This window comes from Enterobacter sp. 296B2 (assembly GCF_034106185.1).
GTDB lineage: Bacteria > Pseudomonadota > Gammaproteobacteria > Enterobacterales > Enterobacteriaceae > Enterobacter > Enterobacter cloacae_N.
In genome coordinates, this window is record NZ_JAWNCA010000009.1 from 48972 (window position 1) to 73302 (window position 24331).

The 24331-nt window shown below is 55.1% G+C and carries 23 protein-coding genes, 2 tRNA genes and 1 pseudogene; 12 read left to right on the top strand and 14 right to left on the bottom strand.

The window, feature by feature from the left end; translation table 11 throughout:
- The first annotated feature begins 177 nt into the window (after positions 1-177).
- Positions 178-1326, top strand: a complete 1149-nt coding sequence (gene cfa / locus URZ40_RS09035; protein WP_116340402.1) for a cyclopropane fatty acyl phospholipid synthase — start codon at positions 178-180, stop codon at positions 1324-1326.
- 31 nt (positions 1327-1357) lie between these two features.
- Here the strand turns inward: cfa and URZ40_RS09040 are convergent, their stop codons facing one another.
- Entirely contained in the window at positions 1358-1999 is a 642-nt protein-coding gene (locus URZ40_RS09040) for a riboflavin synthase (protein WP_028012887.1), read from the bottom strand.
- A gap of 225 nt (positions 2000-2224) precedes the next feature.
- Here URZ40_RS09040 and mdtK point away from each other — a divergent pair, with 225 nt between their 5' ends.
- The 4 genes from mdtK (at position 2225) to URZ40_RS09060 (ending at position 5622) form a co-directional block, all read left to right on the top strand.
- Positions 2225-3598, top strand: a complete 1374-nt coding sequence (gene mdtK, locus URZ40_RS09045) for an MdtK family multidrug efflux MATE transporter (RefSeq protein WP_316378978.1) — start codon at positions 2225-2227, stop codon at positions 3596-3598.
- Positions 3599-3751: 153 nt separating this feature from the next.
- Positions 3752-3828, top strand: a tRNA-Val gene (locus tag URZ40_RS09050).
- 4 nt (positions 3829-3832) lie between these two features.
- Positions 3833-3909 (top strand) — tRNA-Val (locus tag URZ40_RS09055).
- Positions 3910-4026: 117 nt separating this feature from the next.
- Positions 4027-5622 (top strand): FAD-NAD(P)-binding protein, encoded by a 1596-nt coding sequence (locus URZ40_RS09060; RefSeq protein WP_320720383.1) that lies wholly within the window; start codon positions 4027-4029, stop codon positions 5620-5622.
- On the opposite strand, the pseudogene URZ40_RS09065 reads toward URZ40_RS09060, so the two are convergent.
- The 4 genes and pseudogenes from URZ40_RS09065 to URZ40_RS09080 form a co-directional block, all read right to left on the bottom strand.
- Positions 5602-5733 (bottom strand): annotated as a pseudogene (locus tag URZ40_RS09065) (hypothetical protein); the annotation flags it as partial. The gene URZ40_RS09060 and the pseudogene URZ40_RS09065 overlap by 21 nt on opposite strands.
- 178 nt (positions 5734-5911) lie before the next feature.
- Positions 5912-8389, bottom strand: a complete 2478-nt coding sequence (locus tag URZ40_RS09070; RefSeq protein WP_320720384.1) for a glycosyl hydrolase family 18 protein — start codon at positions 8387-8389, stop codon at positions 5912-5914.
- 549 nt (positions 8390-8938) lie between these two features.
- Positions 8939-9574: a carbonic anhydrase gene (locus tag URZ40_RS09075; protein ID WP_316378975.1), complete on the bottom strand. Its 636-nt coding sequence runs from the start codon at positions 9572-9574 to the stop codon at positions 8939-8941.
- Positions 9575-9646: 72 nt separating this feature from the next.
- Entirely contained in the window at positions 9647-10429 is a 783-nt protein-coding gene (locus tag URZ40_RS09080) for an MBL fold metallo-hydrolase (protein ID WP_316378974.1), read from the bottom strand.
- A gap of 125 nt (positions 10430-10554) precedes the next feature.
- Here URZ40_RS09080 and URZ40_RS09085 point away from each other — a divergent pair, with 125 nt between their 5' ends.
- Positions 10555-10695 (top strand): hypothetical protein, encoded by a 141-nt coding sequence (locus tag URZ40_RS09085; RefSeq protein ID WP_061098445.1) that lies wholly within the window; start codon positions 10555-10557, stop codon positions 10693-10695.
- A gap of 35 nt (positions 10696-10730) precedes the next feature.
- On the opposite strand, the gene URZ40_RS09090 is transcribed toward URZ40_RS09085, so the two are convergent.
- The 5 genes from URZ40_RS09090 to URZ40_RS09110 all read right to left on the bottom strand — a co-directional run bounded on the left by URZ40_RS09090 (position 10731) and on the right by URZ40_RS09110 (position 15025).
- Positions 10731-11210, bottom strand: a complete 480-nt coding sequence (locus tag URZ40_RS09090) for a heme-binding protein (protein WP_320720387.1) — start codon at positions 11208-11210, stop codon at positions 10731-10733.
- 90 nt (positions 11211-11300) lie between these two features.
- Entirely contained in the window at positions 11301-11912 is a 612-nt protein-coding gene (locus tag URZ40_RS09095) for a response regulator transcription factor (protein WP_163329016.1), read from the bottom strand.
- Positions 11905-13215 (bottom strand): ATP-binding protein, encoded by a 1311-nt coding sequence (locus URZ40_RS09100; RefSeq protein ID WP_320720390.1) that lies wholly within the window; start codon positions 13213-13215, stop codon positions 11905-11907. Before URZ40_RS09100 ends, URZ40_RS09095 begins: the two co-directional genes overlap by 8 nt.
- Positions 13216-13306: 91 nt before the next feature.
- A complete protein-coding gene (locus URZ40_RS09105; protein ID WP_320720391.1) occupies positions 13307-14713 on the bottom strand; it encodes a DUF1996 domain-containing protein in 1407 nt (468 codons plus the stop codon).
- A gap of 144 nt (positions 14714-14857) precedes the next feature.
- Positions 14858-15025, bottom strand: coding sequence for a hypothetical protein (locus tag URZ40_RS09110; protein ID WP_013096943.1), 168 nt, complete (start codon positions 15023-15025; stop codon positions 14858-14860).
- A gap of 245 nt (positions 15026-15270) precedes the next feature.
- Between URZ40_RS09110 and URZ40_RS09115 the strand changes: the two genes are divergently transcribed.
- Genes URZ40_RS09115 through URZ40_RS09130 form a run of 4 tightly spaced genes read left to right on the top strand, consistent with a single transcriptional unit; the run spans position 15271 to position 18334 of the window.
- Positions 15271-16101 carry an ABC transporter substrate-binding protein gene (locus URZ40_RS09115; RefSeq protein WP_320720444.1) on the top strand — a complete coding sequence of 277 codons (831 nt, stop codon included), beginning with the start codon at positions 15271-15273 and terminating at the stop codon, positions 16099-16101.
- A 1-nt stretch (position 16102) separates the two neighbouring features.
- Positions 16103-16918 (top strand): amino acid ABC transporter ATP-binding protein, encoded by an 816-nt coding sequence (locus URZ40_RS09120; protein ID WP_320720392.1) that lies wholly within the window; start codon positions 16103-16105, stop codon positions 16916-16918.
- Positions 16918-17664, top strand: a complete 747-nt coding sequence (locus URZ40_RS09125) for an amino acid ABC transporter permease (RefSeq protein ID WP_116340425.1) — start codon at positions 16918-16920, stop codon at positions 17662-17664. The genes URZ40_RS09120 and URZ40_RS09125 overlap by 1 nt, the downstream gene beginning before the upstream one ends.
- Positions 17648-18334, top strand: coding sequence for an amino acid ABC transporter permease (locus URZ40_RS09130; protein ID WP_320720395.1), 687 nt, complete (start codon positions 17648-17650; stop codon positions 18332-18334). Before URZ40_RS09125 ends, URZ40_RS09130 begins: the two co-directional genes overlap by 17 nt.
- Here the strand turns inward: URZ40_RS09130 and fumD are convergent.
- The 4 genes from fumD to URZ40_RS09150 all read right to left on the bottom strand — a co-directional run bounded on the left by fumD (position 18315) and on the right by URZ40_RS09150 (position 21279).
- Positions 18315-18524, bottom strand: a complete 210-nt coding sequence (gene fumD / locus URZ40_RS09135) for a fumarate hydratase FumD (RefSeq protein WP_008500615.1) — start codon at positions 18522-18524, stop codon at positions 18315-18317. The genes URZ40_RS09130 and fumD overlap by 20 nt on opposite strands.
- Before the next feature lie 110 nt (positions 18525-18634).
- A complete protein-coding gene (locus URZ40_RS09140) occupies positions 18635-19447 on the bottom strand; it encodes a MetQ/NlpA family ABC transporter substrate-binding protein (RefSeq protein WP_028012875.1) in 813 nt (270 codons plus the stop codon).
- 148 nt (positions 19448-19595) lie between these two features.
- Entirely contained in the window at positions 19596-20264 is a 669-nt protein-coding gene (locus URZ40_RS09145; RefSeq protein WP_028017271.1) for a methionine ABC transporter permease, read from the bottom strand.
- Positions 20257-21279, bottom strand: coding sequence for an ATP-binding cassette domain-containing protein (locus tag URZ40_RS09150; RefSeq protein ID WP_316378968.1), 1023 nt, complete (start codon positions 21277-21279; stop codon positions 20257-20259). The genes URZ40_RS09145 and URZ40_RS09150 overlap by 8 nt, the downstream gene beginning before the upstream one ends.
- Positions 21280-21679: 400 nt before the next feature.
- Here URZ40_RS09150 and URZ40_RS09155 point away from each other — a divergent pair, with 400 nt between their 5' ends.
- Complete coding sequence (locus URZ40_RS09155) at positions 21680-23050, top strand: cystathionine beta-synthase (RefSeq protein ID WP_320720398.1); 1371 nt, start codon at positions 21680-21682, stop codon at positions 23048-23050.
- Between the two features lie 11 nt (positions 23051-23061).
- Positions 23062-24207 (top strand): PLP-dependent aspartate aminotransferase family protein, encoded by a 1146-nt coding sequence (locus URZ40_RS09160; RefSeq protein WP_163329000.1) that lies wholly within the window; start codon positions 23062-23064, stop codon positions 24205-24207.
- Positions 24208-24331: the final 124 nt, after the last annotated feature.

Genomic DNA, 24331 nt, shown 5'->3' on the forward strand with positions numbered 1-24331 from the left:
ACGGGAGCCGGAGTGCTCCCGTTTTACCATGGAAGGCATTTCGGCAAGGGTTATCTCCCTTCCTCTGTTCTACGTCGGATACTAGCCTCGCGGTATTTACCGTGAGATTTCTCACAAACCAAAAAAAGCGTCTACGCTGTTTTAAGGTTCTGATCACAGTAGGGTGATGGAGAAGCTATGAGTTCATCGTGTATAGAAGAAGTCAGCGTTCCGGACGATAACTGGTCCCGGATCGTCAGTGAACTGTTAGGTCGGGCAGGCATCACTATCAATGGATCATCGCCATCCGATCCTCAGGTTAAACATCCCGATTTTTATAAACGCGTGTTGCGGGAGGGATCGTTAGGTCTGGGAGAAAGCTATATGGACGGCTGGTGGGAGTGCGAACGGCTGGATACCTTTTTCGCCAGCGTGCTGCGTGCCGGCCTTGAAAAACAGCTCCCTCGCAATCTGAAAGACACCCTGCGTGTCGCCTCTGCCCGCCTGTTTAATCTGCAAAGTAAAAAACGTGCGTGGATCGTCGGCAAAGAGCATTACGATCTCGGCAACGATCTGTTCAGCCGCATGCTGGACCCCTTCATGCAATACTCCTGCGCCTACTGGAAAGAGGCGTCGACGCTTGAAGAGGCTCAACAGGCCAAACTGCGCCTGATTAGCGAGAAATTGCAGCTACAGCCCGGCATGCGCGTGCTGGATATCGGCTGCGGCTGGGGCGGGCTGGCGTATTTTATGGCGAAGCACTACGGCGTCAGCGTGGTCGGCGTGACGATCTCAGCAGAACAGCAAAAAATGGCGCGAGAGCGCTGTCAGGATCTTGATGTGGATATTCGGCTGCAGGACTACCGTGACCTGAATGAGCAGTTTGACCGGATCGTTTCCGTCGGCATGTTCGAGCACGTGGGGCCAAAAAACTACGACACCTACTTTGAGGTGGTGGACCGTAATCTGAAACCGGACGGCATCTTCCTGCTGCATACCATCGGCTCGAAGCGGACCGACAATAACGTCGACCCGTGGATCAACAAATACATCTTTCCGAATGGCTGTTTACCGTCCGTTCGCCAGATTGCCAACGCCAGCGAATCCCATTTCGTCATGGAAGACTGGCATAACTTCGGCGCGGATTACGACACCACGTTAATGGCCTGGCATGCGCGTTTTCAGGAAGCCTGGCCTGAAATTGCGGACAACTATTCTGAACGATTCAAGCGGATGTTTAGCTATTATCTGAATGCCTGCGCGGGGGCGTTTCGCGCGCGCGATATTCAGCTCTGGCAGGTTGTTTTCAGCCGAGGGATTGAACACGGCTTGCGGGTCGCACGCTAGAAAAATACCCCCGGCAAGCCGGGGGTATTTTTTATTCTTCTTCTACAGCTTTAATTATTGCGGCTTCTTTTGCGGCCAGCACGCGCTCAACGGTATCTACAACCGCCTGGGTTTGCGGATCGATTTCGATATTCACGCGATGCCCCAGTTTTTTCGAACCCAGCGTGGTGCGCTGCAGCGTCTCGGGAATTAAATGCACGCAAAAACGCGTCGGAGTAACTTCTCCTACCGTCAGACTAATCCCATCAATGCCTATAAACCCTTTATAGAGGATGTATTTCATTAATGACGGGTCCTGCACTTTAAACCAGATTTGACGGTTATTTTCTGATGTAACGATTTTCGCCACTTCGGCGGTGGTCATGATGTGCCCGGACATCAGGTGGCCGCCAATCTCGTCGCTGAACTTCGCCGCGCGCTCAACGTTGACGGTGTCCCCCACCACCAGCTCGCCCAGGTTGGTAATACGCAGCGTCTCTTTCATTAAATCAAAGCTAATCTGGTTGCCATTAATTTCGGTGACGGTCAGGCAGCAGCCGTTATGGGCAACCGAGGCGCCGGTTTCGATGCCGTCGAGCATATATTCCGGCAGCTCTACAACATGAGTACGAAAATTAGGTTTTTCATCAATGGACACCACTTTGGCGGTGCCCTGCACAATACCAGTAAACATGCTTACAACTCCTGTTCTTTCCGGACGGTGGTGACACCGTTTAATCCCACCACAATAACAGTTGGAAAAAGAGGTTGCCAGCGGAGCGCATTTTCTGGCGATTTTTTCACTAGATAAATAGCTAAAGCCCGCTACAATAACTGGCACCCCCCTGCATTTTCTTCTTGCTGCCCGTTTCGGCGGCTTTTTTAGTCTCTCATATAACTACAAAATAAAGGTGTTCACGTGCAGAAGTACATGAATGAAGCGCGCCAGCTATTGGCACTGGCTATACCAGTGATCGTCGCGCAGGTGGCCCAGACCGCAATGGGATTTGTGGATACGGTAATGGCGGGCGGCTACAGCGCCACCGATATGGCGGCCGTTGCCATCGGTACGTCAATCTGGCTTCCGGCCATCCTGTTCGGCCACGGTCTGCTGCTCGCGCTCACGCCGGTTATCGCTCAGCTCAATGGCTCGGGTCGTCGCGAGCGTATTGCCCATCAGGTCCGCCAAGGTTTCTGGCTGGCAGGGTTTGTCTCCGTGCTGATTATGGTCGTGCTCTGGAACGCGGGCCATATCATTCGTGCCATGCACAATATTGACCCGGCGCTGGCAGACAAAGCCGTGGGCTATCTGCGCGCCCTGCTCTGGGGAGCGCCTGGTTACCTCTTTTTCCAGGTAGCACGTAACCAGTGTGAAGGGCTGGCGAAAACCAAGCCCGGCATGGTGATGGGCTTTATCGGCCTGCTGGTGAATATTCCGGTGAACTATGTCTTTATTTACGGTCATTTCGGCATGCCGGAGCTGGGCGGCGTCGGCTGCGGCGTGGCGACGGCGGCCGTTTACTGGGTTATGTTCTTCAGTATGATCGCCTATGTGAAACACGCCCGTTCAATGCGCGATATTCGTAACGCAAAGAGCTTCAGCACGCCGGACTGGAGCATCATGACGCGTCTGGTACAGCTAGGCTTGCCGATTGCGCTGGCCCTGTTCTTTGAGGTGACGCTCTTTGCCGTGGTCGCCCTGCTGGTCTCCCCGCTGGGGATTGTTAACGTGGCCGGGCACCAGATTGCCCTCAACTTCAGCTCTCTGATGTTCGTCCTGCCGATGTCGCTGGCGGCGGCGGTGACGATTCGCGTTGGCTTCCGCCTGGGCCAGGGCTCGACGCTGGATGCGCAAACGGCCGCGCGTACCGGGCTGGGCGTCGGCGTCTGTATGGCCATCTGTACGGCGCTGTTCACGGTGGCACTGCGTGAGCAGATCGCCCTGCTCTACAATGACAACCCGGACGTGGTGACGCTGGCCTCACACCTGATGCTGCTGGCTGCGGTGTATCAGATTTCTGACTCCATCCAGGTGATTGGCAGCGGCGTATTGCGCGGATATAAAGACACGCGTTCGATCTTCTTTATTACCTTTATCGCCTACTGGGTGCTGGGTCTGCCGGCTGGCTACGTGTTGGCGCTGACCGATCTGGTCGTTGATCGCATGGGGCCAGCCGGATTCTGGATGGGCTTTATCATCGGACTCACATCGGCGGCGATCATGATGATGCTGCGCATGCGCTTCCTGCAGCGCCAGCCGTCAACGATGATTTTGCAGCGCGCTGCACGTTAACTACGCAGTAGCCGCCGCCCGGCGGCTACTTTCTCTTCACTTTGCGCGGTAATGAAGCAATCGCGTGAAATCAGAGAGAAAAATGCGTTTTCCCTCTTGCCTCCTTGGTGCTGTGCCGCTAATATTCGTCCCCGTTGTCACCGACAACACGTTGCGTTCATAGCTCAGTTGGTTAGAGCACCACCTTGACATGGTGGGGGTCGTTGGTTCGAGTCCAATTGAACGCACCATTCTGCGTCCGTAGCTCAGTTGGTTAGAGCACCACCTTGACATGGTGGGGGTCGGTGGTTCGAGTCCACTCGGACGCACCATTTCAGTCCTGAAATGGTGCAAATCCTCTCCTGTTACCCTGAATTTTCTTAATCCCTTATTTCTATCATTATTCTCCTGCTACGCTTTTCTTATGAAAAAATACAGGAAGCGCGTCAATGAAGAATATCGCGATTATCGGCTCCGGCCCCACAGGGATTTACACCTTTTATCATTTGCTGAATAACAGCACCCCGCTCTCCGTGTCAGTCTTTGAACAGGCCGATGAAGCCGGCGTGGGCATGCCCTATAATGACGACGATAATTCCCGGCTGATGCTGGCGAACATTGCGAGCATTGAAATTCCCCCCATTTTTATGACCTACCTCGACTGGCTCAAGGAACAGAGCGACACCCATCTGGCGCGCTTTAAGGTTGATAAAGCCAGCCTGCATGATCGGCAGTTCCTGCCCAGACTCCTGTTGGGAGAGTATTTTCGCGACAGCTTTCGTTCAATTGTAAAAGAGGCTCAAAAGCTGGGGTTCCAGGTTACGGTCCATGAATCCGCGAAGGTAACGGACATCATCCCCTCGACATCCGGCGTAACGCTTTCAGTCAATGACGGCACCTTGCCCGATCAATTCGACCTGGCGGTTATCGCCACCGGCCATGTCTGGCCAGAAGAGGATGAAGCCACGCGCACGTTCTTCCCAAGCCCGTGGTCCGGTTTGATGGACGCCAGCATTCCCCCTTGCCGCGTGGGCATTATGGGAACCTCGTTGAGCGGTCTGGACGCGGCTATGGCGGTGGTGATGCAGCACGGTGAGTTTCGTGATGGTGAATTCATCCTCGACAAAGGCAGCGAGGGGTTAAACATTACGCTAATGTCCCGAACGGGCATTCTGCCGGAAGCCGATTTTTACTGCCCTATCCCTTATGAACCGCTGTCGGTATTGACCGAATTCGTGGTTGAAAGCGAGATAGCCAAAGGATCGGATGGCCTGCTTGACCGCATCTTTGCCCTGATGGTGAAAGAGCTTGAACTCGCCGACCCGGCGTGGTGCGAGAAAATTTCTCTGCGTAACCAGGATGCCGACAGCCTTCGTGAGGCGTGGTTTGAGGATCGTAAACGGCACGGGCCCTTCACCTGGGCGGAAGAGAACCTCAGCGAGGTTGAGCGGAACAAACGTGAACGCCGTACCGTGGCCTGGCGCTACACCGTACTTCGGCTGCATGAGGTTGTTCAGGAGATCGTTCCGCATCTCAGCGAGCAGGACAGAAAACGCTTTAAGCAGGGCCTGGCGCGCGTGTTTATCGACAACTATGCCGCCATCCCGCCGCAGTCTATTCGCAGGCTTCTCGCGCTTCGCGAGGCAGGGATCATTAGCGTGGCAGCGCTCGGCGATGATTACACGCTTGATGCAGGCAGCGATCGGACAGTCATCACCACACGAGAGACCGTTTATCGTTTCGACGTTTTTATTGACGCTCGCGGGCAAAAGCCGCTCAAAACGAAAGATCTGCCCTTCCCGACGATACGCAAACGACTGGAAGCAACGGGGGAAGAAATACCCGATATCGGCGAGGATTACACGCTACAAGCGCCTGAATCGGTTCGCGGGCGCATCGCTTTCGGCGCGATACCCTGGCTGATGCACGATCGCCCCTTCGTTCAGGGGCTGGCGGAGTGCGCGGAGATTGCAGAAGCGATGGCGAAGGCGGCTGAAAAACCTGCCTCAAGGGTACGGCGTCGATTACCGTATGTGGAGAACTGACAGGGCTCCATGCCCTGCAAAGCAAGATGACTCGAAGAACACATCCGGGTTTTCAGACAGCGAGACGAAGGTTTTCGTTGCTTTATCCAGCACACGAATTTTGCCGAGTTCACTGCCGTCTCCCCAGACGTATTCTTTGTTTTCCGGGATTCGTTAACATATCGATAAACCTACCAGTAATGAAAATCTCCCAGCCCTACTCCGCTGAGCGTGTAGAAAGATAAATTTGTCATGCTATTAAAAAGCCGCAATATTACTATTGCGGCTTTTTTCAGATATTATGGTTCCTTTATTTTGTTGACTGAAGCATTCCTTCCGATACCGTCAGGCTGTTTAGAACATTGAAGATTTTGGCATCTTTTGTATTTCCGTCAGCTGTAGCGATAAAGAATTTGTCGCCCACCTTAGGAAGCGTAGAGGCTGTCTCACCCAAAACATAACCCACGTAATCCATGTTGGATGTGCCCCATCCCGAACACTTATTCGAGCTGCCTCCTTTAAATTTCCCCTGGAACCAGGAACCGCAGAAAGTCGTGCTCACTTTTCCAGTGGCATCCTGGGAATCTATGTAGAGGTTGAAATATTGATACGAGGCATAATATTGGGTGGGGATACCAACAGAATATTTAAACTGCGAGCCTACCCTTTCTGTTTTTGCCCAGTCGATGTTTGCAGGCGTTGCAGTGGCAAAGTCCTCAACAGTAAATTGATAGGTTAAAACAACATTGTTACTTTCATCCATCACTTTAAGGAGATGTCCTTCACGGAGATCTTTACCTTTAAAGCTGATTTTTGTATAGCCATTCCCAAGATCGGTCTGAACAATTGGAGTTTGGTCAACGCCTGCCCCGTAGCTTCCCCCTGAATAGGGTTGACCATCATGGAAATTGTCTCGCTGCAACACAACGTTATATTTTTTCCCCTGCACACTGGCAGTGTTTTGAGACCATTCAAGTGAAGGAGCATAACTTTCCTTATTCACTGCGACGTCTTTGATCTCCGTATCAACGGGTACCGTATCGTTATGCGTAAACGGTGCAAACACCTCGCTGAAAGCATACTGCGGTGCCTGTGACTCTGTCAGACCACTGTGTTCCGGAGAGACCTGCCCCGGTACACCCGGCTGATCGCGCATCATCGACCACATACCGATCATACCTATATCGCGATCCTTAGCATCGTCCTCCACCAACTTCGCATCGGAGATATAGAACACTTCACCCTGAACGTCGTTATAGCCGTTCATTGGCGTGACGCCCATCATCGCGTTAATTTCTTTGTCTGATTTATCGGTGAAGATCTGCTTCAACTGACTGAAGAGGTTTTCAATGGCTGACGTTGCGCATGCGCCATGGATATTTTGCCCTTCCGTTCCGTCGGACTGGCAGATACTACTGCCATAATCCATCGCCATTACGTTCACCCCGGCCAGGTTTACCCCCTTTGCTTTTGCATCGTTCAGCACATAAAGACCGTCTGACGTCAGCCCTGTAGGCAGGACAGGCAGAGTGTACCAGATACCTACGCTGCGGCCTTCGGACTTCCACTGATCCTGCAACGCTTTAACAGCTTCGTTGCGACGATTGATGGAGTCATGATCGGCAACCCACGTCCCTTCAATATCGAAATCCAGAACGTTCAGGTTCAGATTTTCAACAATGTCATAATAATGCTGTTGTAGGTCGGATACATTTTTGCAAGAGGCTGCCAAAGGTGAGTTGTTGGCGCCACCGATCGATACCATTACATCGCCGCCCGCCTCACGCAGTGCCTTGATTTTGCTGTACTGGGCATAATCGTTAATATTATACGCAGTGCCCCAGGTTGGCAGACAGGTGTCAGCATCTTTACTCACCACAAATGCCATGGTGAAGTGAGTGACATTCTCTTGTTTCGCCAGAGTTGCCAGATCCGGGATGCTGTTCAGCGTAAAATCGACATATGGTGCATAAACATGGGCTGGCCACGGCGCTGAAGGTGTACCCACCATCGCTTTGGTTCCAGACCAGTCGATATATACTTTCCATGGGTTTGTATCAGAAGGACTTACTTTCTGAACTTTCGCCTGGGAAACGTAATTCTCCCCGTTATAGCGAATTAACGTACCACTCGCGTAAAGTGTGCTATCACTAAACACAGGTGCATTATTTAACTGATCCTCTGTATACACAACAACTGCACCCAACGGTTTCCATGGGCGTCCGTTGGTGCCTGTCGGGTTCTGGTTGGCAGGTAGAGAAGGATCCTCTCCGACTGTATAGAACAGAGCTTCATATTCCTGACCGTCTTTCTGAACCTTATCCCCTTTATTGTAAGTGGTAGTTGAAATCCACTGCGGGACCTCCGAATAAAGAGCCCAGGGGTTACCTTCACCTGGAGCAAAACCATACGGGCTTTGAGCTGTGGAGGTTTTCCAGGTTGTACCGTTATAAGTGACGACATCATCGGCATTATAACTGTTAGCGCTGTTGTAGTCCGGGTAGGTCACATCGCCGCCGCTGGTCTCACAAGTCGTAGGATTACCGTACTGGCTCATTTCTGCACTTGTCGCAACACGTTCATACTTCCAGGGATTGCTGTCAGACTCGGTCCCCGGGCAGTCGGTTTTAGCGACCCACCATGCATTGGTGTAAACGTTGCTGTCATAAATGACTTCATAGGGCCCCGAACCTTCCTGCCCGTTCCATGCTTCAAGCGCAAATACCGGCACGGCAGAACATAATAATCCAACAGCAAGCATCGCTTTACTCATTGCACTGAGTTTCATTTACTTTTTCCTTGTCGCAAAAAATTAAGCTAATAGAAGAATGATTAGCAACACAACTCTATAAGCATCTCACGCAATGAGGAATATAAAAGCACAGCAGGCAATAAAACCAAGAATTCGGCCTGCAAGACAGACCAGATATTAATAGATATCAGTTATATCCGCCTCAGAAAAATATTCACACCTAATATAGCAACCCGCCCCCAATAAACAATAAAGCACCTTACCACCTGACACTGCTATTATTTAGGTGAGTTATATTTAAGGGCCATTAATTTACCCTGATTAATGTTTCGTAAAACACCTCAATTTTTATTTTAACACAGGCAATGTGCGGACGATGATTTCACAACACTGTAAATTCCCGTTTCACGGTTTTTTAATCCGTGCGGAGAAATGCCGCGCAAAACAAACGTTCTGCCTTTTAACGACGAGATGTAAATAGCTGGATGTTACGGATGAAGGCAGCGGAAATACCCGCTTCTGGTTTACGGCGGAGAATACTTTATGTTGAAAACTGACAGGGCTTCCATGCCCTGCAAAGCGAGATTACTCGAAGAACACGTCCGGGTTCTCAGACAGTGAAACGAAGGTTTTCGTCGCTTTATCCAGCGCGCGGATATCGCCGCTTTCAATGTCATACACCCAGCCGTGAAGGCGAAGCGAGTTATTGCGCAGGCCCACCGCGACGGACGGGTGGGTTTTGATGTTGCTGAGCTGCGCAAACACGTTCTCCTGCACCATCGCATTCACTTTATCGATCGGCTTATCCCAGCTTTTTTTCTCAACCACGGCTTTTGCCGCGTCGGAATAGCGCAACCAGTGCGATACAGCAGGCATTGGCTCCAGGTTCGCGTTATCGGCAATCGCCTTCATCGCGCCGCAGTTGGAGTGGCCGCAGATCACGATGTCGGTCACGCCCAGCGCCACTACCGCATACTCGATGGTTGCAGAGACGCCGCCTGGCTCCGGCCCGAACGGAGGGACAATGTTGCCAGCATTACGAATGACAAAGAGCTGTCCCGGCTCTTGCTGGGTGACCAGTTCAGGAACCAGACGGCTGTCGGAGCAGGAGATAAACAGCGCTTTGGGATTCTGGCTGGACGCTAAACTGCGAAAGAGCTCTTTACGTTGCGGGAAAATCTCTTTTTGAAAGCTGAGAAAACCTTCAATGATATGTTGCATAGCAATTTCTCTTTTATCTGTTTTCGTTTAGGTATGATCGCGATCACACTCGTAAAGTTTACCCACCGTACTTTACCTGAGACAAGCAATATATTTCTGGCCCGACCGCTGCACAATGTCGTCGGCACCGGCCTGGATGTTCTGCCCTTCGAACGCGCCGTAAAGACGAGCGAACGGTTTTCCTGCCAGGCGCCGGGTAACGTCCTCAACCGTACGGGCAGGCAGCGGAAGCATATTCGGGTAGCTCCACATAAACGACACGGCATCTTTCCCCGGGGTGACCTGCAAAATATCCCCTGCCAGCAAAACGCCCTCGCCTTCCTGCCAGTGCAGCACCGTCCCGCCCGCAAAATGCCCGCCGAGGCGCAGCAGCGTGACCGAGGGCATAATCTCCAGCGCGTCGCCATCCCAGAAATGAATCGCCGGGCTGTCGCGCATCACCCACTCCTTATCGCTGGCGTGGAGATAGACCGGCGCATCGAAAGCCGCGGCCCACGCCTGCATCGTGGTGTAATAGTGCGGGTGCGAAATCGCAATGGCGTGAAGGCCACCGAGCGCGGTGATGAGCGTTTGGGTTGCGGGATCGAGGTTGGCGATGCAGTCCCACAGAATATTGCCGTGTGGAGTGCGCAGGAGCAGCGCTCGCTGGTTAATAGCAAAGGACGGTACCGTTTTGATACTGAACAGCGCGGGCTCCAGCTGCTGCCACTTGTTCGCGTGTGTGGCCGTCACCGTCGCGTAATCAATCCACGCCTGACCGCTGGCCGGGACATACTGGCGTTCATCCTCGCAAATCGGACATCTCTCCGGCTTTCCATCATAGGAAGTACCGCAGGTTCTACAGAGTGTAATCATGAGCGCTCCTCGGTGATAAAGCACTGAGTATGGCAGGGATTATCCTTATGTGCTGCGAGGTACATTGCCGGCTTTTTTTACCCTATACTGTGCCAGTATCAAAACCCGAACAGAGCAGGTGCAACATGGAAATTGATCTCGATAACTTAGTTTTTAACGGACTGGATGAAGCGGAAGAGCGTAACGCGGAACGTCTGGACGACGCGGATAAAAAAGCGCAGGCGGTTGTTGCTGACGACGACTGCGGTGATGCTTGCAAGATTTGATAAGAAAAGCACCGGAAAACCGGTGCTTTTTTTTACTACTTTTTCAGCCCGTCAATGGCCGCCTGAGCGCAGGCTTCATCAAGATGACCGCCCGGTGCACCGCCGATGCCGATAGCCCCAATCACCTCATCACCTTCTTTTACCGGCAGCCCGCCGGCCAGCAGCAGGAAGCCTGGAATATCACGCATATTCTGTGCGCCCGCATTGCTCTGCGCCGCTTCCATTACTTTGCCTGACGCATTCTTTGCGCTAAGCGCCGTAAACGCTTTCATTTCGCTGGCTTTTACCGTGTGAGGACCGGCGTTATCCATACGCTGCACCGCTTTTACCACGCCCGCACGGTCAACCACGGTAACAGCAACCTGGTAATTTTTCGCTGCGCACGCCTGAATGGCGGATGTTGCCAGCGCGTTAGCCCGGGTCAGAGAGAGATTTTTTTGGGTCAACGTCTCGGCCTGCGCGGCCAGACTTACGCTAACCGCGACCAGTGCCGCAACCATCATGACTTTTTTCATCGCACTTCCTCGCGTGTTGTTAGACATCCCGGAGGTTACTTAACGGCGCGATGAAACGTAATTCGGTTGATTACGCACTCCACCTGGTAGTTATACGGATTGCAATTTGTCGTACGCCCGGCTCGCCTGCACCAGGCTAGTAACGCCGAGCTTGGCAAACGCCGCTGCGCGGTGCGCTTCCACGGTCCTCGGGGAAAGATTCAGACGTGCAGCCACCTCTTTATTACTGCACCCTTCCATCAGTACAGTCAGCACCTCGTGCTCCCGCGCGGTTAGCTGTTCAAAGCGTGCTTTGATCTGTGAAAGATCCTGCCAGGCGGCAGATCGTCGCTGACTCTCCTCAAAGGCCAGCCCAACCGTTTCGATGAGTTTATCGGCGTCTAACGGTTTGGTGAAAAACTCAAACACGCCGTTGCGAAACGCGCGACGGCAGGCGTCAATCGTTCCGTGCCCGGTCATGATAATAATCGGCAGCAGCGGCCACGGCCATTCGCCCTCCTCCAGCCACGTCAGCCCGCCTTTGCCCGGCATGCGCATATCCAGAAGCAGACAGCCGACGAGCGTCGATTCATCGCGCTGCGCCTTAGTAAAGGCCTCGACGCTCTCAAAGGCCTTAACCTGCCAGCCCATCCCTGACAGTAAAAACGCCAGGGATTCTCTGATGGACTCGTCGTCATCAATGAGCCAGACCACCTTATCCATGCTTTATCTCCTTTCCTGCTGCCAGCTGCAAGCGGATCTGCGCCCCACCCTGCGGGGCATTGCCCAGGGCTATCGAGCCGTTCATGCGCGTTATCAGCGTCTCCGTTAAGGTCATCCCCAGCCCAATTCCGCCGGGACGTCCGCTAAAGAATGGCATAAATGCGTTCTGCAGGGCATCAGGGCTAAACCCGGGCCCGCCGTCGGTCAGAGTCACCAGAATGCCCTTCTCATTTTTCTGACTGTCGATTCGCACCCAGCCGTGCGTGCTCTCCTGCTGCGCCTGAATCGCATTGCTGAGCAGATTGTGCAGGATCTGTTCCAGCCAGAGTCGGTCCGCCATCACGATCGTGGCATCCGCAGCAAACGCATGAATGACCACGACACGCCGGGATTTACGCTCGTGCTCCAGTAAATTCTCCACCTGCTGCCAGCACTGCACCAGATCGGTTTCGCGCAGGGTCACCTTCTCCTGTACCACATGCTCGCGAAACCGCGTCAGCAAAGCGCTGATACGCTGCGTTTGCAGCAGCGCGGCCGCGAGCGCCTGCGAGACGGCCTGCGGATTATCCTGCTGCTGTCGCTGCGCCCCCTGGATCCAGGTTTGCACGGCGGTAAGCGGCTGGTTGATTTCATGGACGATGCCCGCGGTGATCTCTCCCAGCGTGTTAAGCCTGGCATGCTGATAATAAAGTGCACGCTGCTCGGCCTGCTGGCGCTGTTTGCGCTGCCAGATCACGGTTCCCGCGCCCGCAATCACCATTCCCCACGTCAGAAAGAGCAGCGGATACGCCAGCCAGGAGACCCTGAACCAGTCCGGATCTGCCGCGGCAGTAAGAATAAAGGGTTGTGTATGCTGCGGGAAGGCGCGCTGCCAGTGCCAGAACGCGCCTGTAGACCCCGGTTGATCATCATTCGAGAGGTTCAGATGCAGCTCTGCAAAGCGATGGCCCGGCGCAAGCAGCGCGGTTAAGTCGATCAGGACGCGGATCTGCCGCCACGGGTTGTAAAGCCAGTACTGAACCCCGCGAAACGGCTCCACGCGCGCGGCGTCCAGCGCACGACCGGTGGTTTTTTCCAGGGCCTTAATGTGGGGGAATTTTTTGCGCAACGCGGCGAGGTCTTCATCGCCATTCAGAAGCGGAAGCACCGACTCGTTTTGCGTCAGCACGGCGCCGATCGCCGAATACAGCGCCGTAAACTCGCGATCGCGCTCCCAGAACTGGCGGCGTATCTGTTCCGCATACAGCAGCACGCCGCTTATCAGGCAGACCAGCACCCATACCGCGATGCTGCGCTTTATCATTTTTTTTATGCTCATAGCGTTAACTGGCACCGTCATTCAGGCTATCGACATTACCAGTTAACGTTGATGAGAACAAAAAAACGCGGCGCGATCAGATCTCCGGCGTTTTGCTAAAGCCGGTCAGCATGAGGATCAGGCTTTGTGGGGATGCTGCCGTCTCAAACTGGTAGTGATTGCCCTGACGATCGCCGCCGATGTACCACGAAATCTCGGTTTTCCCTTCTGCCAGCGCCTTGCGCACCGCTTTATCCACGTCCACCATCCGGTATTCGCGGGAGTGGTTAAGGTAAAGCACCGCATCCGAACGGTAGTTACAGGCTGGCCGCGACTGCCAGCTCACGCTGGCCGGATCCCAGTCGTTGCTTGCCGGATAGAAGAAGATTTGATCCGCGCCGTTGGTTTCCACTTTCCTGCCATAAATCCGCACGCGGTATTTAAACTGCGCAGGATCCTGTCCGGCAGGCAGCGGCGGAATATGGAACTTCACCAGCGACAGCGTTTCGCTGTTTCTTGTGCGTCCGCCGTTCTGCCAGTTATCCTGCACCAGCAGGGCCTGGGGATCGGGCTGGGAAAGCGCTGGCTCCAGGCTGCTGAGCCAGACGTTGGCCTTCGCTTTTGAATAACCATACGGAACGGTAGTACCACAATCCAGCCCGCGATTCATGCACAGGTCGGTCATAAAGCGCGCGGCGTCTTCCGTCCAGCCGTTCATAAAGTCAGCATGCGCCGTATACAGGCTTCCCCATCGCTCTTCACGCTCGTCGCCGTGCATGATGGGGTCGAGGGAAAGCTGCGCTTTGCTGGTATCGAGCGAGCTAATTGTCGGGAGCACGTACGCAATGTTCATGTTCACGGTGGGAATTTTCACCGGGAAATCGGACGGGCACTGCCCTTTGGTGTCGTAGGTGGCGTTGATCAGACCGTGGGCGGGCTTCAGGTTCACCCCGTCCCAACAGTTCGGAAACTGAATGCCGATATTAAACTGCACGGCATCGTTCGCCTTGCGTAAGCCGCAGACCTCACCCGTTTTGGTGGTGTAGCCATTGCCGTTAGCGCACAGGAAGGTGATATGTGGATTCGGCGCGGTGCCGTGATGATCGCCCGCCAGCAGCGACAACCCCGCCGGGAATGGGTGCAGCGGCCAGGCGTCCACGTTCGATGCCTGATAATAGGTTTTTTGATAGGCAGGTTTAACCACCGTTCCGTCAGGCAATCTCAGAGAGGGTGCCCAGTAGGCCGAGCTGTCTGCTTTGTTATCGCAGGTGGTCTTTTCATCTTTACGCAGCGATTCACGGCTGGAGAAGGCATCCGTTTGCGCGTTGCCAAAAAAATCGTGCAGCATGGCCTCGTTGGGCATGCCGTACATCATAATGGCATCGTCGCCGAGCGTGTGGGAGTAACCGCAGACGACATGCGCCTGTGGCGCAGCGTGTGCCGCCTGCATGGCAATCAGTAGTGCGGTGGCAGAAAGTGCCGGGGTTAATACTGTCCGTTTCATTATCATCTCCTTCTGAGAAAGGAGATATTGGTAACAAAACGGCTATGGTTTACCGAGGATTTGCCCGCGTATTTTTCCGTTCATCCCTGCTTTACATGCAGCATGCACAGCTCATTCCAGTACATTTCTCGCGTGCGGCGCAGTTCAGCGTGACGTTTTATCATGGAACCACTCCGGGTCGATGTTGGCAACGTCCACGCCATACAGGCTGGCAACAGGCAGTATCGACTCAAGAACACGCTGCGCGCTGTTCTCCGCATTCGCGGGTCGGGTCGCAAAAAACCGCCGTAACGTGCTGATCCATTTTTTCATCGTCTTTACTCCTCTTGCTTCGCCTGATCTAAGTTAAACACTCAAATTTGGCGCGGGGGAAATACCAATATCGACTGTTCATGTGCAGTATCTGCAAATAGCCTTCCCTTTTATTTACCTGTTCATAACGCCCTGTTCACTAATGCTTTTTTTCTCATAGCAAAGAACGATTTCTTATTTGGCGATAGCTTTCGCTTATGGGAGCGTAGCGGGGTAAAACAAAAACAACGGGATGGCGAATGACTATGGCAGCAAACATGAAAGGGTTTACCAAACGGACACTGGTTCTGGGATTACTGGCAGCCGGGAGCCTGCTTTCAGCGCAGGTACAGGCCGATCGGCTGGCGGACATTAAGGCCGCTGGGGTGGTGAAAGTGGCCACGTTTGACGCCAATCCGCCGTTTGGCTCTATTGATGCCAAAACGCACGAGATCGTGGGTTATGACGTGGACTTCGCTAAAGCGCTGGCAAAATCGCTCGGCGTGAAGCTTGAGCTGGTTGCCACCAATCCGGCTAACCGTATTCCGCTGCTGCAGTCCGGTAAAGCGGATCTGATTGTGGCGGATATCACCATCACCCCTGAACGCGCGCAGGTGATTGATTTCTCCACCCCCTATTTCGTGACCGGACAACAGTTCCTGGTTCCGGCTAAATCATCGGACAAGCTTGATGACTATAGCCGGGCGCGCATTGGTGCAGTGAAAGGGACAACGGGTGAGCAGGCGCTGCACCAGCGTTTCCCGCAGTCTCGCGTGCTTTCTTATGATGATATTCCTCTGGCGCTGACGGCACTGCGCAACGGCAACGTGCAGGCCATCACCCAGGATAGCACTATTCTTGCAGGCCTGCTGGCACAGGCCCCGGATAAAGCGAACTTTAAAATCCTCCCCGATCTGCTCAGCAAGGAAGAGATTGGCGTTGGGGTGAAAAAAGGCGAAGCTGAGCTGCTGAAGGCCGTCAACGACGAGCTGGTTAATCTTGAGAAGAACGGTCAGGCGGCAAAAATCTACGATGTCTGGTTTGGCCCAAACACGCCCGCTCCACAGCCTCGCGCCTTTAAAATAGAAGCTCAGTAATATGCTCTCAGGTTTATTTTCACACTCCGCGGCCGGCGCCGCGGATTTTTCACATCTGGAACACGCCAGCGTCGAGTTTCGTGACGTCGTTAAACGTTACGGCGACCACGAGGTATTAAAAGGCATTAACCTCAGCATCTCTCCGGGTGAAGTGGTGGCAATCCTCGGTCCATCCGGCTCAGGGAAATCGACGTTGATCCGTCTTATCAACCAGCTTGAGACCCTCAGTGAAGGTGACATTCTGATTGATAACAAACCCACCGCCCGACTTGCCGCAGCGGCCCTGCGCCAGTTACGCAGCCGCGTCGGTTTTGTTTTCCAGCAGTTCAATCTTTACGCCCACCTCACCGCCAGCCAGAACATTACCCTGGCACTGGAGCACGTGCACGGCTGGAAGCCGCAGCCTGCCCAGGCGCGCGCCCTGACACTGCTGGAAAAAGTCGGCATGCTTGAAAAAGCCCACCACTTTCCCGCGCAGCTCTCCGGCGGCCAGCAGCAGCGCGTGGCGATTGCTCGCGCGTTGGCCTCGTCGCCGCAAATCATTTTGTTCGATGAGCCCACCTCCGCGCTGGATCCGGAGATGATTGGCGAAGTGCTGTACGTGATGAAGGCCCTCGCCCACAGCGGGATCACCATGATTGTGGTGACGCACGAGATGCAGTTTGCCCGGGAGATTGCTGACCGGATCGTCTTTATCGACGGCGGGCAAATTCTGGAAACCGCTCCGCCGGCACAGTTTTTCAGCCAGCCGTCACATCCGCGCGCGCGGCGGTTCCTGCAAAAAGTGCTCGACCCACTTCACCTGGAGCCGCTGTAATGCACGCGTTCGACTGGCAGGGCGTGCTGACCGGGCAGCCCCTGCAGTGGATTTTATCCGGTTTTCTCACCACGCTTTGGGTCACGCTTGCGGGACTGGCGCTTGCCACCCTGCTAGCGCTGTTGTTTCTGCTTCTTCGCCTCTCCGCAGGACGGTTTGGTCATGCCGTCGTCAGCGGCTGGGTCTCGCTGTTTCGCAACACGCCGCTGCTGGTGCAGCTCCTGTTCTGGTACTTCGCCGCCTGGAACGGCCTGCCGCTCGGGCTTAGGGACGTCGTGAATGCCGATCACGCCTGGTCGATTCTGCCCGGTGACGTCTGGTGGTTCACCCCTGAATTTTTATGTTCTGCCTGGGGGCTGGGCGTGTTCACCTCAGCATTTTTAATTGAGGAGATTGAGTCCGGGCTGCGTTCCGTCCCCGGCGGACAGCGGGAAGCGGCGCTGGCGCAGGGGTTTTCTGCCTGGCGGTTATTTCGCTACATTCTGCTGCCGCAAGGACTGGCGAACGCCTGGCAGCCTGTCGTCGGTCAGTATCTCAACCTGATGAAGCTCTCCTCCCTCGCCAGCGGAATTGGCTTTGCCGAACTCACCTGTCAGGTCCGACAGATCGAAAGCTACAACGCGCACGCGCTGGAGGCCTTTACCGTGGGAACCGCACTGTATCTGCTTACCGGCGTTGTGATGGGTATGCTACTGACGCGACTCGGCCCCCGCGCAGGGAGGGCTCAGCATGATTGCCGGATTTAACGTGATTGCTGATAACCTGGATTATCTGCTGTGGGGACGTGCCGCTGCAGGTGAGCCCGGAGGCGTGTTGCTCTCGCTGCTGATGGCCGCGGGTGCCGCCATACTTGCTTTGCCCTGCGGTATTGCGCTGGCGTGCGCCGCGTGGCGCTATCCCGGACCTGGGCGTAAGGCGCTGTTTTTATGGGCAGAGTTGATACGCGGTATTCCGCTCATCTTTGTGATTTTCTGGATGTGGTATCTGCTGCCGCTGATGACCGGCGGCGATCTGCCAGGGGCGCTTACCGTCACGCTGGCGCTGGCCTGGTTCACGGCGGCATCGGTCATGCATTCGGTTCTCGCCGGGCTAAACGCGTTGCCCGCCGGGCAATATGAAGCGGCACTGACCCAGGGGTTCAGCACGCGGCAAACCCTGTGGCGCGTGCTGCTCCCGCAGGTGATGCGCAATATTCTGCCGTCTCTGGTGGGGATATTTATCAGCCTGCTGAAGGATACGTCGCTGGCGTTTATCGTGAACGTCCCGGAACTGACCACCGTAGCGGGCCAGGTCAACAACCGGGTGCAAATCTACCCGGCGGCCATTTTTATCTTTACGGGCGTGGTCTACTACCTGCTCTGCTGCGCGCTCGAGCAGCTTGCGAAACGCTGGCGCCTTACCCGGCCAGCGCTTTAACCACCGTTTCCATCGCTTCGGTCGTCAACTCACTGCGTTTAACGCGCTGGTTCGCCAGCGCGGTTCGCAGGACTCCGGCAATGACAATATGCTTTGGCTCCTGCCCTAAATCACGCATCTCAAGCACCACCTTCCCGACCACCCGGCACATCTCCTGGTACAGCGCTTCATCTTTGGTCACGTTACCCATCGTCATCACTCCATTGCCTGTTAAACGTTGAGCTTAAATGATTCTCCTGCCGGATACAAAAAAGAAGCCCGGCGAGATACTCGCCGGGCTTCATCTTGAAAATCAGGTAATTAGTTGTTTACGGGAATGACCGCGCCTTTGTATTTGGTGCGGATCCAGTCCTGAATCTCTTTGGAGTGCAGCACGTTCACCAGCGCGACAATGTCTTTCTTCTTCTCGTCGCCGCGATGCACGGTAATGATGTTGGCGTACGGGTTGTTTTCACCACTCTCGACCGCAATCGGGTCATGAACCGGGTCCAGACCGGCGTCAATCGCGTAGTTGGCGTTAATCACCACCGCGTCGCCTTCGTCGTTGTTGTACATCTGCGGCAGCAGAGAGGCTTCAACGTTTGGCGTGAACTTCAGCTTTTTCGGGTTCTCGACGATATCGCTGATGCGCGCGGTCACTTTATCGATGCCCGGCTTCAGCTTGATCACGCCCTCTTTTTCGAAGATGGAGAGAATACGGCCTTCTTCGGAAACCGCATCACGCATGATGATCTTGCCGCCTTCCGGCAGGTCCTTCAGCGATTTGTATTTTTTGGAGTAGATGCCGATGGGCTCAATGTGGATCGCGCCCGCACTGACAAAGTCATAGTCTTTATCGCCCGCGTGATCTTTCAGCACGCTGTTCAGGTAAGGAATATGCTGGAAATAGTTGGCGTCAATGTCATGTCCCGCCAGCGCGGTATTGGGCAGAATGTAGTCCTGGAACGGTTTGATCTCCAGGTCGATACCCTGCTTCGCCAGAATTGGCTTGGCCTGCTCCAGAATTTCGGCGTGCGGCGTGTTGGACGCGCCCACGGTCAGAGTGTCGGCCCAGGAGGCGAAGCTCAGGGCGCTCAGGGTTGCGGCGGCAATCAGCGTCAGTGTCTTTTTCATGATGTGGTTCCTGTGTGTTGTTGTTACCCTAAATAGTTCGAGTCACAGGAAGGCGGCAAGTGAGCGAATCCCCAGGAGCTTACATACAGTAAGTGACTGGGGTGAACGAATGCAGCCAACGCGCCTGAGGCTCGAAATATGACGGGTATTAGCGTTTATCTAACAGTGATGTAATGACATCGCCGCAGAACTGGATAATGAAAACGATGATTAAAATGGTCACCGTTGCCACCAGCGTGACGTCACCATGGTTGCGCTGGAATCCTTCCAGATAAGCCAGATTTCCCAAACCGCCGGCGCCAATCACCCCCGCCATCGCGCTGTAGCTCACCAGCGCAATCAGCGTCACCGTAATACCTGAAACCAGTGCAGGTGATGATTCCGGCAGTAAAACCCGAAACACTAACGTGCTCAGTCGTGCGCCCATCGAGCGCGTTGCTTCTATAACGCCTTTATCCACTTCACGCAGGGCGATCTCCACCAGGCGTGCGTAGAACGGTGCGGCGCCCACAATCAGCGCTGGCAGCGCCGCGTTGGCGCCAAGAATGGTGCCGACGATGGTCTTGGTGAAAGGGATCAGCAGGACAATCAAAATGATGAACGGAATAGAGCGGAACACGTTCACCACAATCGAAATCACGCTGTAAACCGTGCGGTTGTGGAACAGCCCGCCGCGCGCGGTTAAAAACAGCGCCAGGCCCAGCACGATGCCCAGCACAAAAGTCGCTACGCCGGAAAGCGCGGTCATGTAAAGCGTCTCCAGCGTTGCCGCCCAGAGTTGATCCCACTTGAGATGCGGAAAGAGATTCTCAGCCATGTTTAATCACCTCGCCTTCAATATCGCTGTGCTGCAGGTCGGCGAGGATATTGTTCAGTTGTTCGTCGGATGCCACCACGTGCACCCAGAGCTGGCCAAACACGCCGTGGGCGGTTTGGGTCATTTTCCCGTGCAGGATGTTAAACGGCAGGCCGTAGCGCAGGGTCAGTTCACCCACGATCGGCTTATGGGTGCTGTGCCCGGTAAAGGTCAGCCTGATGACCGTGCCTTCCAGATCGTTTGCCAGTTCGGTATTGAAGGTTTCTTCCTCAGCGTACTGGCTCACCTGGCGGACAAACTGCTGCGTAATCGGCTGCTGCGGATGGGTAAAGACGCTCAGCACGTCGCCCTCCTCCACGACTTTACCGTTCTCCATCACCGCCACGCGGTCGCAGATTTTGCGCACCACGTGCATCTCGTGCGTAATCAGCACGATGGTGAGTTTGAAGCGACGGTTAATGTCCAGCAGCAGATCGAGGATCTGATCGGTGGTCTGCGGGTCGAGCGCGGACGTGGCTTCATCGCAGAGCAGCACGTCAGGGTTGTTAGCCAAAGCACGCGCAATACCCACGCGCTGCTTTTGCCCGCCGCTCAGCTGCGACGGATACGCATGCTCACGCCCCTTCAGGCCAACCAGATCCACCAGCTCGGCCACGCGCGCCTTAATCCGGGCTTTTGGCACACCGGCGATTTGCATCGAGAAAGCGATGTTCTCGCTCACCGTGCGCGACCACAGCAGGTTGAAGTGCTGGAACACCATGCTGATTTTCAGACGCGCCTGACGCAGCGCTTCACCTTTTGCCGCAGAGATATCCTGCCCGTTAATTGTGACGCTTCCGGCGCTGGGTTTTTCCAGACCGTTCAGCAGACGAATCAGCGTGCTTTTCCCGGCGCCGCTGTAGCCGATAATGCCGTAAATCTGTCCCTGCTCTATCGTCAAATTGACGTTATCAACGGCAGTCAGCGCGACCTTTCCGTTGTCGAAAACCTTCGAAATATTCCTGAGTACGATCATTCTTATTCGTTATCCGACCCGCCCTTGGCGGTTTAGCAGTATGGATGTCCAAAAGATAGTAAACAGGCGTTATCAGCTTTTAAATGAACAAAAAAGCATGTGTTATAACCTGAGGTAATAAACAGCGGATTTAGGGGGTCGAAAGCATTTAGACCAATTTCAGCAATGATTATCTGCCAGACGCATATCCGCTGGCTGACTGGCTAAAAAAACGGTCATTTTCGCAGCATTTTATGCGGATATAGCCATCCTCACTTCCGGACAACTTTACGTCTTGCTGTCCTGCCATCCAAAAACGGCATTTATATTCCATTCCGTTCTAAACGGCAGTGAATGGTTCTTTATTGCGAAAATTTCACCGCCCTATCATCCCGTCATGACATCCAGAAAGGAAAACATCATGACGATTTATCACTCCGTCACTGAACTGATTGGTCGTACCCCGCTTATCCAATTGCATAAGCTTGATACCGGTCCCTGCTCGCTGTTCCTGAAGCTGGAAAACCAGAACCCGGGCGGCTCTATCAAGGATCGCGTTGCGCTGTCGATGATTAACGAAGCGGAGCGCACCGGTCAGCTGCAGCCGGGCGGCACGATTATTGAAGCAACGGCGGGGAATACCGGTCTGGGCCTGGCCCTGATCGCCGCCCAGAAAGGCTACTCGCTGATCCTGGTGGTGCCGGACAAAATGAGCCGCGAGAAGATTTTCCACCTGCGCGCGCTGGGTGCCCAGGTGGTGCTGACCCGCTCCGACGTCAACAAGGGCCACCCCGCCTATTACCAGGATTACGCCCGGCGTCTGGCTAACGAGCTGCCCGGCGCGTTTTACATCGACCAGTTTAATAACGAAGCCAACCCGCTGGCGCACCGCACCACCACGGCACCGGAGCTGTTTGAGCAGCTTGACGGCAGGATCGACGCCATCGTGGTGGGCGTCGGCTCAGGCGGGACGCTCGGCGGCCTGCAGGCGTGGTTTGCCGAGCACTCTCCTCACACGGAGTTTGTCCTGGCAGACCCCGCCGGATCGATTCTCGCCGACCAGGTGGAAACCGGACGCTACCACGACGCGGGCTCCTGGCTGGTTGAGGGCATTGGCGAGGACTTTATTCCGCCGCTGGCTCACATCGAAGGGGTGAATCGCGCCTGGCGCATCACCGACCGCGAAGCCTTCACCACTGCGCGCGATCTGCTGAAAACGGAAGGCATTCTGGCGGGCTCCTCCAGCGGCACGCTGCTGGCGGCCGCGCTGAAATACTGCCAGGCACAAACCGCGCCGAAACGCGTGGTGACCTTCGCCTGTGACAGCGGCAATAAGTACCTCTCGAAGATGTTCAACGATGACTGGATGCGTCAGCAAGGGCTCATCACGCGCCCTCAGGCCGGCGATCTCTCCGACTACATCGCCCTGCGACACGATGAAGGCGCCACCGTCACCGCCACTCCGGACGACACGCTTTCCACCGTACTGGCACGCATGCGCCTGTATGACATCTCCCAGCTGCCGGTCCTTGAGGACGGCAAGGTGGTGGGCATTATCGACGAGTGGGATCTGCTGCGGCATATCGGCGGTGACGGCGACCGCTTTGCCCTTCCGGTGACGGCAGCCATGACGCGTCAGGTGGAATTCCTCGACAAACGCGCCCCGGAGAGCGCCCTGCACGCCATCTTCGACCGCGGTCTGGTGGCCGTGATTAACGACAATGACCGTTTTCTCGGCCTGATTACGCGCAGCGACGTTCTGACCGCGTGGCGCAATCGTCTACAGCAATAAAGGAATAAACGATGAAAAACCTGGCAACCCTGAGCGTCCACAGCGGCGCGTTCAACGACCAGCACGGCGCCGTCATGCCGCCGATTTACGCCACCTCGACGTTTGCGCAACCGTCACCCGGCGAGCATACCGGCTATGAGTATTCCCGCAGCGGCAACCCTACCCGCCACGCGCTGGAAACCGCTATCGCTGAACTGGAAGGCGGCACGCGCGGTTACGCCTTTGCTTCCGGTCTCGCAGCCATCTCCACGGTGCTCGAACTGCTGGACAAAGACAGCCATATCGTCGCCATTGACGACGTTTACGGCGGGACGTACCGCCTGATTGAAAACGTGCGCAAGCGCAGCACCGGCCTGCAGGTCAGCTGGGTTAAGCCTGACGATTTAGCGGGGCTTGAGGCCGCCATTCGCCCGGACACGCGCATGGTGTGGGTGGAAACGCCGACCAACCCGCTGCTGAAGCTGGCGGACCTGGCGGCCATTGCCGCTATCGCGCGGCGCCATAACGTCATCAGCGTGGCGGATAACACCTTCGCGTCGCCGGCGATCCACCGCCCTCTGGCGTCGGGTTTCGATATCGTGGTGCACTCCGCCACCAAGTACCTTAACGGCCATTCGGACGTGGTGGCCGGGCTGGCGGTGGTGGGTGATAACCCGGCGCTGGCGGACCGGCTTGGCTACCTGCAAAATGCGGTCGGTGGCGTCCTGGATCCCTTTAGCAGCTTCCTGACCCTGCGCGGAATTCGCACGCTTGCGCTGAGGGTAGAAAAGCACAGCAGCAACGCGCTGGCGATTGCGCAATGGCTGGCGCAGCATCCTCTGGTTGAAAAGGTGTTCTATCCCGGGCTGGAATCGCATCCACAATATCAGCTTGCGCGCACGCAGATGGCCCTGCCAGGCGGGATGATTTCCGTCGTGGTAAAAGGCGATGCGCAACGCGCCACAGAGGTGATTCGCAACCTGAAGTTGTTCACCCTCGCGGAAAGCCTGGGCGGCGTAGAGAGCCTGGTGAGCCAGCCCTACAGCATGACGCACGCCTCGATTCCGCTGGAACAACGCCTGGCAAACGGCATTGTGCCGCAGCTGATTCGACTGTCGGTGGGCATTGAAGATCCGAAAGACCTGATTGCCGACCTCAGTCAGGCGCTGCAAAAATAAGCAAAATGCGGCAGGTCAAACGCCTGCCGCCAAAAGTTGTCATCATGGCTTAACGCCTTGATAACAATATTATGTGAAACGGCATTGATTAATTCTGAAACGCCGTATCCATTTTCCTTTTATC

Coding starts and splice junctions, on each gene's coding strand:
- URZ40_RS09105 (WP_320720391.1), bottom strand. CDS start 14,713: ATGAAACGGACAGTATTAACCCCGGCACTTTCTGCCACCGCACTACTG.
- URZ40_RS09160 (WP_163329000.1), top strand. CDS start 23,062: ATGAAAAACCTGGCAACCCTGAGCGTCCACAGCGGCGCGTTCAACGAC.
- URZ40_RS09090 (WP_320720387.1), bottom strand. CDS start 11,210: ATGAAAAAAGTCATGATGGTTGCGGCACTGGTCGCGGTTAGCGTAAGT.
- URZ40_RS09085 (WP_061098445.1), top strand. CDS start 10,555: ATGGAAATTGATCTCGATAACTTAGTTTTTAACGGACTGGATGAAGCG.
- URZ40_RS09095 (WP_163329016.1), bottom strand. CDS start 11,912: ATGGATAAGGTGGTCTGGCTCATTGATGACGACGAGTCCATCAGAGAA.
- cfa (WP_116340402.1), top strand. CDS start 178: ATGAGTTCATCGTGTATAGAAGAAGTCAGCGTTCCGGACGATAACTGG.
- URZ40_RS09110 (WP_013096943.1), bottom strand. CDS start 15,025: ATGAAAAAATGGATCAGCACGTTACGGCGGTTTTTTGCGACCCGACCC.
- URZ40_RS09080 (WP_316378974.1), bottom strand. CDS start 10,429: ATGATTACACTCTGTAGAACCTGCGGTACTTCCTATGATGGAAAGCCG.
- URZ40_RS09070 (WP_320720384.1), bottom strand. CDS start 8,389: ATGAAACTCAGTGCAATGAGTAAAGCGATGCTTGCTGTTGGATTATTA.
- URZ40_RS09100 (WP_320720390.1), bottom strand. CDS start 13,215: ATGATAAAGCGCAGCATCGCGGTATGGGTGCTGGTCTGCCTGATAAGC.
- URZ40_RS09155 (WP_320720398.1), top strand. CDS start 21,680: ATGACGATTTATCACTCCGTCACTGAACTGATTGGTCGTACCCCGCTT.
- URZ40_RS09040 (WP_028012887.1), bottom strand. CDS start 1,999: ATGTTTACTGGTATTGTGCAGGGCACCGCCAAAGTGGTGTCCATTGAT.
- URZ40_RS09145 (WP_028017271.1), bottom strand. CDS start 20,264: ATGGCTGAGAATCTCTTTCCGCATCTCAAGTGGGATCAACTCTGGGCG.
- URZ40_RS09060 (WP_320720383.1), top strand. CDS start 4,027: ATGAAGAATATCGCGATTATCGGCTCCGGCCCCACAGGGATTTACACC.
- URZ40_RS09115 (WP_320720444.1), top strand. CDS start 15,271: ATGGCAGCAAACATGAAAGGGTTTACCAAACGGACACTGGTTCTGGGA.
- URZ40_RS09125 (WP_116340425.1), top strand. CDS start 16,918: ATGCACGCGTTCGACTGGCAGGGCGTGCTGACCGGGCAGCCCCTGCAG.
- URZ40_RS09130 (WP_320720395.1), top strand. CDS start 17,648: ATGATTGCCGGATTTAACGTGATTGCTGATAACCTGGATTATCTGCTG.
- URZ40_RS09140 (WP_028012875.1), bottom strand. CDS start 19,447: ATGAAAAAGACACTGACGCTGATTGCCGCCGCAACCCTGAGCGCCCTG.
- URZ40_RS09150 (WP_316378968.1), bottom strand. CDS start 21,279: ATGATCGTACTCAGGAATATTTCGAAGGTTTTCGACAACGGAAAGGTC.
- fumD (WP_008500615.1), bottom strand. CDS start 18,524: ATGGGTAACGTGACCAAAGATGAAGCGCTGTACCAGGAGATGTGCCGG.
- URZ40_RS09075 (WP_316378975.1), bottom strand. CDS start 9,574: ATGCAACATATCATTGAAGGTTTTCTCAGCTTTCAAAAAGAGATTTTC.
- URZ40_RS09120 (WP_320720392.1), top strand. CDS start 16,103: ATGCTCTCAGGTTTATTTTCACACTCCGCGGCCGGCGCCGCGGATTTT.